Annotated in this window: 12 protein-coding genes; 7 read left to right on the top strand and 5 right to left on the bottom strand. The window is 70.0% G+C overall.

The features are described 5' to 3' along the window. A partial coding sequence (locus tag EAD98_RS05305; RefSeq protein WP_121652959.1) for a pyridoxamine 5'-phosphate oxidase family protein occupies nt 1-449 on the top strand: 449 nt, incomplete at its 5' end. A 107-nt stretch (nt 450-556) separates the two neighbouring features. Then, complete coding sequence (locus EAD98_RS05300; protein WP_121652958.1) at nt 557-2,950, top strand: excinuclease ABC subunit UvrA; 2,394 nt, start codon at nt 557-559, stop codon at nt 2,948-2,950. A gap of 68 nt (nt 2,951-3,018) precedes the next feature. Here EAD98_RS05300 and EAD98_RS05295 read toward each other — a convergent pair whose 3' ends face one another. Further along, on the bottom strand, nt 3,019-3,663 hold the full coding sequence (locus tag EAD98_RS05295) for a DUF1062 domain-containing protein (RefSeq protein WP_233583721.1): 645 nt from the start codon (nt 3,661-3,663) through the stop codon (nt 3,019-3,021). Between the two features lie 377 nt (nt 3,664-4,040). On the opposite strand from EAD98_RS05295, the gene EAD98_RS05290 reads away from it, so the two are divergent. Next, nucleotides 4,041-4,811, top strand: a complete 771-nt coding sequence (locus EAD98_RS05290) for a maleylpyruvate isomerase family mycothiol-dependent enzyme (protein ID WP_121652956.1) — start codon at nt 4,041-4,043, stop codon at nt 4,809-4,811. Nucleotides 4,812-4,929: 118 nt separating this feature from the next. Here the strand turns inward: EAD98_RS05290 and EAD98_RS05285 are convergent, their stop codons facing one another. After that, the gene (locus EAD98_RS05285) at nt 4,930-5,682 is read right to left on the bottom strand and encodes a helix-turn-helix domain-containing protein (RefSeq protein ID WP_121652955.1); all 753 of its coding nucleotides are present in this window, start codon (nt 5,680-5,682) and stop codon (nt 4,930-4,932) included. A 223-nt stretch (nt 5,683-5,905) separates the two neighbouring features. Between EAD98_RS05285 and EAD98_RS05280 the strand changes: the two genes are divergently transcribed. Genes EAD98_RS05280 through EAD98_RS05270 form a run of 3 tightly spaced genes read left to right on the top strand, consistent with a single transcriptional unit; the run spans nt 5,906 to nt 8,337 of the window. Further along, the gene (locus EAD98_RS05280) at nt 5,906-6,571 is read left to right on the top strand and encodes a DUF4097 family beta strand repeat-containing protein (RefSeq protein ID WP_121652954.1); all 666 of its coding nucleotides are present in this window, start codon (nt 5,906-5,908) and stop codon (nt 6,569-6,571) included. Between the two features lie 12 nt (nt 6,572-6,583). After that, nucleotides 6,584-7,549: an ATP-binding cassette domain-containing protein gene (locus tag EAD98_RS05275; RefSeq protein ID WP_121652953.1), complete on the top strand. Its 966-nt coding sequence runs from the start codon at nt 6,584-6,586 to the stop codon at nt 7,547-7,549. Further along, nucleotides 7,546-8,337, top strand: coding sequence for an ABC transporter permease (locus tag EAD98_RS05270; RefSeq protein ID WP_121652952.1), 792 nt, complete (start codon nt 7,546-7,548; stop codon nt 8,335-8,337). Before EAD98_RS05275 ends, EAD98_RS05270 begins: the two co-directional genes overlap by 4 nt. A 175-nt stretch (nt 8,338-8,512) precedes the next feature. On the opposite strand, the gene EAD98_RS05265 is transcribed toward EAD98_RS05270, so the two are convergent. After that, nucleotides 8,513-9,349 (bottom strand): hypothetical protein, encoded by an 837-nt coding sequence (locus EAD98_RS05265; RefSeq protein ID WP_121652951.1) that lies wholly within the window; start codon nt 9,347-9,349, stop codon nt 8,513-8,515. A 430-nt stretch (nt 9,350-9,779) separates the two neighbouring features. Continuing rightward, nucleotides 9,780-10,304, bottom strand: a complete 525-nt coding sequence (locus EAD98_RS05260) for an AAA family ATPase (protein ID WP_199723296.1) — start codon at nt 10,302-10,304, stop codon at nt 9,780-9,782. Between the two features lie 55 nt (nt 10,305-10,359). Here EAD98_RS05260 and EAD98_RS05255 point away from each other — a divergent pair, with 55 nt between their 5' ends. Further along, a complete protein-coding gene (locus tag EAD98_RS05255) occupies nt 10,360-11,364 on the top strand; it encodes a tyrosine-type recombinase/integrase (protein ID WP_121652949.1) in 1,005 nt (334 codons plus the stop codon). 6 nt (nt 11,365-11,370) lie between these two features. Here EAD98_RS05255 and EAD98_RS05250 read toward each other — a convergent pair. Next, on the bottom strand, nt 11,371-11,879 hold a 509-nt coding region (locus EAD98_RS05250; RefSeq protein ID WP_147457335.1), incomplete at its 5' end, for a fasciclin domain-containing protein.

Raw genomic sequence — 11,879 nt, 5'->3', positions numbered from 1 at the left:
ACGCCGACCCCCGCCCGCCCGCTCGACGTCGCCGCGACACCGAGCACCGGCTCACCCACGACATCGACGTCTGGGTGGCCAGCGCCGCGGCCGACGGCACGCCGTACCTGGTGCCACTGTCCTTCCACTGGGACGGCGAGACCCTGCTCCTGGCCACGGCGGCGGACACCCCGACCGGCCGGAACCTGGCTGCCACCCGGGCCGCCCGGCTGGCCCTGGGCCACACCCGCGACGTGTCGATGATCGAGGGCGACATCGAGGTCCTCGAGATCGACGCGCTGCCGCGGGAGCGGGGTGACCGGTTCGCCGCGCACACCGGCTTCGACCCACGCGCGTTGACCACGCCGTACCACTGGTTCCGGATCTCCCCCCGCCGCATCCAGGCGTGGCGCGAGGCGAACGAGATTTCCGGGCGCGACCTGATGCGCGACGGCCGCTGGATCGTCTGACCCTGCGGATACCGTGGTTGCCGCACTCCGCGACGCTGACCACGACCCCGCCGGGCGACGCCGACGGGGACCGCGACGGCGGTCCCCGCCCGACAGATGGAGACACGATGAGCAGGGCCACGAGGACGGACACGCAGTCGCCTGCGCCGCACATCGCGGACAGCCACGACCTGATCCGCGTGCACGGCGCGCGCGTGAACAACCTCAAGGACGTCAGCATCGAGCTGCCGAAGCGCCGGCTGACGGTGTTCACCGGCGTCTCCGGCTCCGGCAAGAGCTCCCTGGTGTTCAGCACCATCGCCGCCGAGTCGCAGCGGATGATCAACGAAACCTACAGCGCGTTCCTGCAGGGATTCATGCCGACGCTGGCGCGGCCCGAGGTCGACGTGCTCGACGGCCTGACCACCGCCATCATCGTCGACCAGCAGCGGATGGGCGGCGACGTCCGCTCCACCGTCGGCACCGCCACCGACGCCAACGCGATGCTGCGCATCCTCTTCAGCCGGCTCGGCAAGCCGCACATCGGCTCACCGCAGGCCTTCTCCTTCAACGTCGCCTCGATCAGCGGCGCGGGCGCGGTCAGCATGGAGCGCGGCGGAAAGACGGTGAAGGAGCGCCGCACCTTCACCATCACCGGCGGCATGTGCCCGCGCTGCGAAGGGCGCGGCTCGGTCTCCGACATCGACCTCACCCAGCTCTACGACGACTCCAAGTCCCTCGCCGAAGGCGCCTTCACCATCCCCGGCTGGAAGTCGGACAGCTTCTGGACCGTCCGGGTCTACGCCGAGTCGGGCTTCGTCGACCCCAACAAGCCGATCCGCAACTACACCAAGAAGGAACTTCACGACTTCCTCTACAAGGACCCGGTCAAGGTGAAGGTCGACGGCGTCAACCTCACCTACGAAGGGCTGATCCCCAAGATTCAGAAGTCGTTCCTGTCCAAGGACAAGGAAGCGCTCCAGCCGCACATCCGCGCGTTCGTCGACCGGGCCGTCACCTTCACCACCTGTCCCGAGTGCGACGGCACGAGGCTCAGCGAGGCGGCGCGCTCCTCGACGATCGACGGCATCAACATCGCGGACGCCTGCGCCATGCAGATCAGCGACCTCGCCGAATGGGTCGGCAGCCTCAACGAGCCGTCCGTGGCGCCGCTGCTGGCCGCACTGCGCCACACCCTCGACTCGTTCGTCGAGATCGGGCTGGGCTACCTCTCGCTCGACCGGCCGTCGGGCACCCTGTCCGGCGGCGAGGCGCAGCGCACCAAGATGATCCGCCACCTCGGCTCCTCCCTGACCGACGTCACCTACGTCTTCGACGAGCCCACCATCGGCCTGCACCCCCACGACATCCAGCGGATGAACGACCTGCTGCTGCGCCTGCGCGACAAGGGCAACACCGTCCTCGTCGTGGAGCACAAGCCCGAGGCCATCGCGATCGCCGACCACGTCGTCGACCTCGGCCCCGGCGCCGGCACGGCGGGCGGCACCGTCTGCTTCGAGGGCACCGTCGAAGGGCTGCGCGCCAGCGCCACGGTCACCGGCCGCCACCTCGACGACCGGGTCGCCCTCAAGGACACCGTCCGAAAGCCCACCGGCACTCTGGAGATCCGCGGCGCGACGGCGCACAACCTGCAGAACGTCGACGTCGACATCCCCCTCGGGGTGCTCTGCGTGGTCACCGGCGTGGCGGGCTCCGGCAAGAGCTCACTCGTGCACGGCTCGATCCCCGCCGGCGAGGGCGTCGTCTCGGTCGACCAGGGCGCGATCCGCGGCTCGCGGCGGAGCAACCCGGCGACGTACACCGGACTGCTCGACCCGATCCGCAAGGCCTTCGCGAAGGTCAACGGCGTGAAGCCCGCCCTGTTCAGCGCCAACTCCGAGGGAGCCTGCCCCACCTGCAACGGCGCCGGCGTCATCTACACCGACCTGGCGATGATGGCGGGCGTCGCCACCACCTGCGAGGAGTGCGAAGGCAAGCGGTTCCAGGCCTCCGTGCTGGAATACCACCTCGGCGGCCGCGACATCAGCCAGGTGCTCGCCATGTCGGTGACCGAGGCCGAGGAGTTCTTCGGCTCCGGCGAGGCGCGCACCCCGGCCGCACACGCCATCCTCGAACGGCTCGCCGACGTCGGCCTCGGCTACCTCAGCCTCGGCCAGCCGCTCACCACGCTGTCCGGCGGCGAGCGGCAACGGCTCAAGCTGGCCACCCACATGGCCGAGAAGGGCGGCGTCTACGTCCTCGACGAGCCGACCACCGGCCTGCACCTCGCCGACGTCGAACACCTGCTCGGCCTGCTCGACCGGCTCGTCGACTCCGGCAAGTCGGTCATCGTCGTCGAACACCACCAGGCGGTCATGGCGCACGCCGACTGGATCATCGACCTCGGCCCCGGCGCCGGCCACGACGGCGGCCGCATCGTCTTCGAGGGCACCCCGGCCGACCTCGTCGCCGCCCGCTCCACCCTCACCGGCCAGCACCTCGCGGCGTATGTCGGCGCCTGACCACCGACGGCGGGCCGGATGGTGCGGGCCGCCCCACGGCGCAGGTCATCGCGCCGTGGGGCGGCACCTCATGTTCGCTCGGGTGACAGCGGTGGGGTGGTGACGACCAGGAAGGTGAAGTCGTCGCGGGCCTTGGCGTCGATGGGCAGGGGCAGGCGGATGCGCCCGGAGTCGACCAGGCCTCGCACGGCGGGACGGCTCAGGCCGAACCCGGCGGTGAGCAGCTTCTCGACCCGGATGGGTGCCGGGAGCTCGAACCTGATGATGACCTCGAGTGGCGCGGCATCCTCGCGCTGGAGGTCGTAGAACGGCATGTCGGTGTCCAGCTGCCAGGTGCCGGTCCAGTCGAGTTGGTAGGCGGCCTTGTGGGCGAGCGTCGCGTCCATGGTCAGCGCTCGCACCATGGCCGGGTCGTTGTTCTCGAACATCACTAGCCGCTCGTTGTCCAGCGCCCGCACGTTGATGCGCTCGTGGACGGGGATTTTCGACGTGCGGCCGCACAGGTCGCAGCAGATCAGCAGCCACACGTCGAGCAGCTTGTGGTTCGCGTTGACCCGGATCTTGCCGGTGGGATGGTGCCGCGTGGACCTGCATGACACGCAGGTTTTGACGATGGTGGGCAGTCCGAGCTCGCTGACCACCCACAGCGCTTTGCGGTCGATGCCGGGTCCGCGACCGTGGGCCGGCACGCGGATATCGCGGGAAGTGCTCATGGCTTCGGCGATTCCAAGGTCTAGGCAGGAGGCGCCCGGCAGCGCGATGGCGCGCCGGGGCGTGCCTCCCGGATCCAGTGGCGAGCAGCCGGCGTCTCGGCGGGGAGCACGCCGGCTGGCGCGACGTCGCAGATCACGTCGCGTGAAGGGAGCCCGCACTCCTCACGCGGTGCGGGCTTCGAGTGGCACGGCGGACGGAGACGGGGAGGCGACTCGAACCCGTCGTCATCGCGCACGTGCGCCACTGGTCACTGATCCATGCGCGTCAGCATGGTTAACCCGTGGGACGCCGGGCAACGGATTTTCCGCGTGGCCCCGCCGCCGGCGTTGGGGAAATCCGCTGTCGGTTGTCGGAGCGGGGGTGGTACACAGCCCCGGTGGAAAAGACGCTGGAGTTCGCCGACCTGTTGCGGCTGATGGACGAACGATCGGCCGCTTTCCGGGCGGCGGTCGCCGCGGCACCCAGCCTCGACGTGCGGGTGCCGACCTGCCCCGAGTGGACGGTGTTCGACCTGGTGCAGCACCTGGGCGAGGGGCGCCGCAGGTGGGCCGCCATCGTGGCCGCGGGGCCCGCCGACGCTCCGCCGGCGATGTCCGCCCCGGTGGCGCCCCGGGAGCGCGAAGCACTGCTGGCCTGGTTCGCCGCGTCGACGGGGGAGTTGCTGGACGCGCTGCGGGAGGCCGGCCCGGATCGTGGTTGCTGGACGTGGTGGGGTCCGTCGCAGTCGCCGCGGACGACTGGTGCCGTCGCCCGGCACCAGCTCCAGCAGGTCGCCGTGCACACCTACGACGCCCAGGTCGCCGTGGGCGCCCCGCAGCCGCTGCCGGACGAGGTGGCCCTCGACGGTGTAGACGAGTTCGTGACCACCTGCGTCGCGACGACGGTCCCGTGGCCGCACAAGCCCGCGGTCATCGACTACCACGCCACCGAGGGCCGTTCCTGGCGGCTCTGGTTCTCCGCCGACGGCGCCCGGACCGCCACGCCGGTCGCCGGCGACCGCCCGGAGTCGGCGGCCTATGCCTCCGCCCGGGGCACGGCCCATGAGCTGGTCATGTTCTGCTACGGCCGCATTCCGATGGACTCGCTGCGGCTCGACGGTGACCGGCGGGTCTTCGACCAGCTGATCGCCTGGGAACCGGAGGAATAGGGCGCGACGACGGACCATTCTCAGCGCTGACCGCTGTACCGCTCTTCCTCAACCCCCGGACGCCCACGGCCCGTCCGATGCGCTGCCGTCCACGGGCCACGACCATCACGGCGGCCCGCTATCCGCGATCTGAAGCCGCGTCGGTGCCGCCCGAAGCCGCGTCGGGTTTCGTGTAGAGGATCTCGCGGGCCTGCTCGGCAGCGCGGGTGATGCTCTCGGCGATGAAGTCGACGAAGCGGGCAATGCTCTCCAGGCGGACGGCGGCCGGGGTGCCGGGGCCGAGGACGCCCACGCCCTGCCGTGCGACCTCGGCGAGCTGGGCGTTGGCTCGGGCGCCGGCGATCGTGCCCTGGTAGAAGACGTCGTCGTCGACCACGTATCGCTCGCGGCGACGCTCGTCGCGCTCGCGGCGGATGAGGCCCTGACTCTCCAGGAACGCGATCGCCTTGGAGATCGACGCCGGGCTGACCTGGACGCGTTGGACGAGTTCGGACGCGGTGAGGCTGCCCGCGTCGGCGGTGTAGAGGCAGGTCAGCACCCTGGACATCATCTTGGGCAGGCCCTGCTGCATGAGGAGGGTCGTGAACATCTCCTCGTACTCACGTACGGCCTCGGCGTCGCGCCCGTGGTCCGGCGAGGGCGTCTGTGGCCCAGGGGGAGGGGTCTGCCTGCGCCGGTGCGCGCGGCGTTCCGTGGCGCGGTGGGCCAGATCGGCGCGGTAGCCGGTGGGGCCGCCGTTGCGCATCACCTCACGCGTGATCGTCGAGGTGGGGCGGTCGAAACGCCGGGCGATCTCGGCGTACGCGAGCCCGTCGGCCAGCCCCAGCGCGATCTGCTGGCGTTCCTGCTGGGTGAGCCTGCCTCCCGGCATCGCGATCTCCCTTCACGCTTGCTGAACACCGCCAGCATAGCGTTCACTCCCAATCCAATGCAACGGGCGCAACCGTTGCTGTTGCGTTAGATTCACAATAGTTGCAACGATTATGCGGCCTTCACCTGCGCTTATGCCTACTGGACGCAACAAGCTTGTTGCCTGATGTCTGAACGCAACGTAGCGTTTCCGGTGTCAGAAACAAACGCAGGAGGAGAGCACGATGCCGAACTTCGACACCCCCACCCCGATCTCCGCCGTCCTCGACATCCCCGCCGGCCGCGTCCAGTTCATCGCCGCCGACCGGGCCGACACCACCGTCGAAGTCCTGCCCGCGGACGCCTCCAAGGCCCGCGACGTGAAGGTCGCGGAGCAGACCACCGTCGAATACCGCGACGGCGTCCTGCGCATCAAGGCCTCGGCGAAGAACCAGATCCTCGGAAACTCCGGATCCATCGAGGTGACCGTCCAACTGCCCACCAACTCCCAGGTCACCGCGAAGACGGCCAGCGCCGAATTCCGGGCCGTCGGACGCTTCGGCGACGTCGCCTACGACGGCGCGCACGGCACGATCAAAATCGACGAAGCCGCCAGCCTGCGCCTCGCCACCGCCGCCGGCGACATCTCGGTCGGCCGCCTCAACGGGCCGGGGGAGATCAGCACCGTCAAGGGCGACATCCACATCACCGAGGCCGTACGCGGCACCGTCGTCCTGCGCACCCAGGCCGGCAACGTGTCGATCGGCGCCGCCCGCGGAGTCTCCGCCTCCCTCGACGCCGGCACCACCCTCGGCCGGATCGACAACTCCCTCATGAACACCGCCGGCACCGCAGACCTGACCATCCACGCCACCACCGCCCACGGCGACATCGTCGCCCGCAGCCTCTGAGGAGCACCCACCATGACCAACCTGGCCATCGCGGCAAACGGGCTGCGCAAGTCCTACGGCGACAAGACCGTCCTCGACGGCGTCGACCTGACCGTCGCCGAAGGAACCATCTTCGCCCTGCTCGGCCCGAACGGCGCCGGCAAGACCACCGCCGTCAAGATCCTCTCCACCCTCATCTCCGCCGACCCCGCCTCCGGCGCCATCCACGTCGGCGGCCACGACCTCGCCACCGCCCCCCAGGCGGTCCGCGCCGCGATCGGCGTCACCGGCCAGTTCTCCGCCGTCGACAACCTGATCACCGGCGAGGAGAACATGCTCCTCATGGCCGACCTGCACCACCTGCCCAAGAGCGAAGGCCGCCGCGCCGCCGCGGAACTGCTCGAACGCTTCGACCTCACCGACGCCGCGAAGAAACCCGCCTCCACCTACTCCGGCGGCATGAAGCGCCGCCTCGACCTCGCCATGACCCTGGTCGGCAACCCACGGATCATCTTCCTCGACGAACCCACCACCGGCCTCGACCCCCGCAGCCGCCACAACATGTGGCAGATCATCCGCGAGCTCGTCGCCGACGGCGTCACCGTCTTCCTCACCACCCAGTACCTGGAGGAGGCCGACGAACTCGCCGACCGCATCGCCGTGCTCAACGACGGAAAAATCGCCGCCGAGGGCACCGCCAAGGAACTGAAGCGGCTCATCCCCGGCGGACACGTCCGGCTCCGCTTCACCGACCCCACCTCGTACCAGTCCGCCGCCGACGCGCTGCACGACGCCACCCGCGACGACGAGACCCTCGCGCTGCAGATCCCCAGCGACGGCAGTCAGCGCGAGCTCCGCACCATCCTCGACCGACTGGACTCGGCCGCCATCGAAGCCGACGAGCTGACCGTGCACACCCCCGACCTCGACGACGTGTTCTTCGCCCTGACCGGCGGCGCCGCCACCATCCCCAACCAGCCCAAGGAGACCGTCCGATGAGCACCCTCTCCCTCGCCGCCCGCGACTCGTCCACGATGCTGCGCCGCAACCTCCTGCACGCCCGGCGCTACCCGTCCCTCACCCTCAACCTGCTGCTCACCCCGATCATGCTGCTGTTGCTCTTCGTCTACGTCTTCGGCGACACGATGGGCTCAGGCATCATCGGCGGCGGCGCCGACCGCTCCGACTACATCGCGTACATCGTCCCGGGCCTCCTGCTGATGACCATCGGCAGCACCGTGATCGGAACCGCGGTGTCCGTCTCCAACGACATGACCGAAGGCATCATCGCCCGCTTCCGCACCATGGCGATCCACCGCGGTTCGGTGCTCGTCGGGCACGTCGTCGGCAGCGTCCTGCAATCGGTCATGAGCGTGGTCCTCGTCGCCGCCGTCGCCGTCGCCATCGGCTTCCGGTCCACCGACGCCAGCATCCTGGAATGGCTCGCCGCGTTCGGGCTGCTCGTGATCTTCGCCCTGGCCCTCACCTGGATCGCCGTCGGCATGGGCCTGGTCAGCCCGAACGCCGAGGCCGCCAGCAACAACGCGATGCCGCTGATCCTGCTGCCGCTGCTGTCCAGCGCCTTCGTCCCGGTCGACGCCATGCCCGGCTGGCTCCAGCCGGTCGCCGAATACCAACCGTTCACGCCCGCCATCGAAACCCTGCGCGGGCTGCTGCTCGGCAGCGAGATCGGCCACAACGGGTGGCTCGCGGTCGTCTGGTGCCTGGGGCTCGCCGTGCTCGGCTACATCTGGTCGACCTCGACGTTCAACCGCGACCCGAGGTAACCACCAGGGCAGCGGGGGACCGCCTCCCGCAGCTCGTCCCGCCAGAGGGCGGCGTACCCCGACACGATGTCGGCGTACGCCGCCCGTCGGCGTTTCCCCGCCGGCACCGAATTCTCCAAACGACGATGCCCGGCCGGTGAGTCTCCTCGCCGGCCGGGCACCATGTCAGCTCCGGTCAGTTGCCCGTGCCCAGGTCCTTCAGGCCCTGAAGCATCTCGGCGAAGTCGGCGGTCTCCGCCGCAGGCGGCGTCTCGATGGTCACCGCCTTGTCGTAGTCGGTGTAGTCGATAACCATGTCGCCCATCGTGCCCATGACCATGCCCGCACGGCGCGGCCGGTACTGCTCGTCGACCCACAGGTCGATCTTGATGTCCTTGACGCCTTCCTTGGCGAACTGCTTCTCGACGCCCGACCGCACCTCGGCATCGAGCTGCTTCAAGTGGGTCCCCACCGGAGTCGTGACGGTGTAGTGGACGGTCGGCGCCCCGTTCACCGTCTCCTCACCGACGACCGACACACCCTCGGAGGCGAGCAGCGTCTTGACCTGCTTGGTCGGGTCGGCGTCCTCGAACTGCTTGGTGAAGTTCAGTCCCGCCTGCTCGCTGACCGCGCTCAGGTCCATCTTCATCCAGCGCTTGCCGTTCGTGCTCGCGCGGTCCTTCTCCGGAATCTCGACGTAGATCACGGCGCCGATCATCCGCACGGTGGTCGGGGTGCCACCCGGACCCGCCGTCGTCATCTCGGCCTTGACCGGGTCACCCAGGTCCAGGACGCCCTGCATCGAGATCTTCTCGCCGCCCGCCGTGCCCGTCATCGTCAGGGTCACCGAATCGGTCTTGTCGGTGGTGTCGATCGTCTTCTGCAACGACCCCTTCAGATCACTGGCGAGCAGCTCCAGCACGTTGGGCTGCTTCGGCGCGTCGGACGAGCCGGACTGCACGCCGCACGCGGATACGGCGAGGGCCGTGAGCGCCGAGACCGCTACAACCGTGGTCTTCTTCCAAAATGACACGTGACAGCTTCTTTCCCCCGAAGGATGCTGGGGATCTCCCCAAATAGACCGGCGACACGCTATCCCACACGGTCCACAGCGGGGGGACACCCTCGCGCCGACACCTCCCGGGGGAGAGGCGTCGGAAGAGGCGTCCGGACCTTCGCCACATCGCGTGCCCAGAAGGGCCTCCAAAATCAGGGGGTCGTGCCGGTGGCCCTGTTGGACAGTCGGGAAGGCGAACAGCACGGGCGGCCCGCAGAGTTACGTCACAACACTCCTGGCGACCGCCACCGCAGCGGGACCGGATGGTCTGGACCACCCGCCAGCTGAGCGTCGGTAGAGGCCCGAGGCCTGGTGGCGGCCCGTCAGTCGCCGATTCGATAATGTACATTATGTAAAGTAAGACGATTTGGAGTCCCCTCGTCGGGGGTGGACAGGTGCTGCTCGATCAGCGTGATCCGCTCGTGCACCGGGCACCGGCCGGCACGTCGACCAGCCGGTGCCCGTACGCCGCGTACACCTGCTCGTGCACACGGGCGAAGGCCAACGACTCGGCGTAGCCGATCTGGCGGGCGGCCGTGCGCGTGACGAAGCCCAGTGGGCCGATCAGAAACACCAGCCGCTGGTACGACCGCTGGCGGACGATCCGGTCCAGTTCGGCGGCGAGGTCGGGCCCGACCGGCCGGCCCAGGTGGCGAGCCAGAGCGAGCGTGCACAACGGTGACCGGTCATGGATCTGCAGGTCGCCTTCCGCGTCGGCCGCGATCCGGCGGCGGTGCTGGAGTCGGGCGACGGCGTCGACGAATTCCGGTTCCCGCCAGGGTTCGGCGCACCCCTGCGCCTGCCGGGCCGCGATGACGTCGGTGGCCGCCTCCCGGACCACCAGGTGCCCTCGGCGGCGCAGCGCCTGGATCAGCGTGGTCTTGCCGACTCCTGGGCCTCCGGTCAGGACATAGCGCCTCGGTTGGGTCACCGCGCTCCCCCTCTCCCCTTGCCAGTGAACGCGAAAAAGCTGCATAATATTCCTTATGCATGACAAAAAGGACGAATCGCTCGGGGTGCTGATCGAGGAGTTCCTGGCCGCCCGGGCGACGCGCAAGCCGTCCCCGCACACCCTCGCGGCGTACCGGCGGGACCTGCACGCGGTGGCCGCCCTGATCGCCGACGACGTCGCCACTCCCCTCCCCCGCGCCGCGTTGTCGATCACCGATCTCTCCCCCCGGGTGATGCGGGCGGCGTTCGCCCGGTTCGCCGCGCCCCGCGCGCCCGCGTCGGTGCACCGGGCCTGGTCCACCTGGAACAGCTTCTTCACGTTCCTCGTGGCGGACGGGGTGGTGGCGGGTAATCCGATGCCGGCGGTCGGCCGGCCCCGGGCCCTGCTCCCCCAGCCGAAGCCGCTGCGCGGGGCGGACACCCCCGAGCTGCTGCTCGCCTCGGCCGCGCGCGACGACGGTCGGCAGCGCGACCCGTGGCCGGAGCGGGACGTGGCGGTTCTGGCGGTGGCGCTCTGCGCGGGGTTGCGGCTGTCGGAGTTGCTGGCGTTGCGGGTCGGCTCGCTGGCCGGTCGGCTCGGTGAACGGCGAATTGAGGTGGTGGGCAAGGGTGGCCGGCCCCGTGTGGTGCCGATCGAGGCGGACCTGGACCGGGTGCTGGTGGACTACCTGGACAGTCGGGTCCGGCGTTTCGGGTCCCGGTCGGTACGCCCGGACTCGGCCTTGCTGGTGGACCGGCGGGGTGAGCCGCTGCGCCGCGGTGGGCTCCAGTATCTGGTGGAGTCGTGTTACCGGCGGGCGGGGATCGGTGACCGGGTGCCGCGTGGCGCGCGGTTGCACGCGCTGCGGCACACGTTCGCGACGCGGCTGGCCGAGGACGGGGCGAGCGCGGCGGAGATCATGCGGTTGCTGGGGCACGCGTCGTTGGCGTCGTCGCAGACGTACATCGAGGTGACGGCCGATCAGCAGCGCGACGCGGTGCGGGCCAACCGCACCAACCGGGCGTTGGCCGCCCTGGGTTCGGTGGACCAGGCGCGGTGAGGGCGGTCAGTGGGCCCGCTGGTCGGTGTCGTTGGCGGTGGTGGGCAGTGGGCCGAGGACGGCGTTGATGATGTGGATGCGCGCGTTGGTGGCCTGGTAGTCGGCGCAGACCGCGTCGGCCCGGTCGGCGATGCGGGTGGTGGGTCCGGTGCGGGTGAGGGTGACCGTGGTGCCGTCGAGGGTGGTGGCGGTGCCGGCGGACGCCAGGTCGTCGATGGGGTGGGTTCCGGCGATCAGGTGCGCCTTGAGCAGGGTGCGCAGCTGGTCGGTGTGGCGGGCCATCAGGTTGTCCCAGTTGTCCTCGGAGAACTTGGCGGCGAAGGCGTCGTCGGAGGGCGCCAGGATGGTGACGCCGGTGCCGGTGGGCAGGTCGGCGAGGACGCCGCTGGTGCGTACGGCCGCTTCGAAGGTGGTGAGGGTGGGCATCCAGCGCAGCGCCTGGTCGACGGGTTGGTCGGCGAGGAAGGTCGGGTTGCCGGGGTCGGTGCCGGTGGGCAGGGCGGCGCAGAGTGGTC

Origin of the sequence: Micromonospora sp. CV4, from assembly GCF_003667455.1 — a bacterium.
Classification (GTDB): Bacteria; Actinomycetota; Actinomycetes; order Mycobacteriales; family Micromonosporaceae; genus Micromonospora.
Note: the sequence above shows the minus strand (reverse complement) of the source record. Positions and strands in the feature narration are given on the sequence as shown.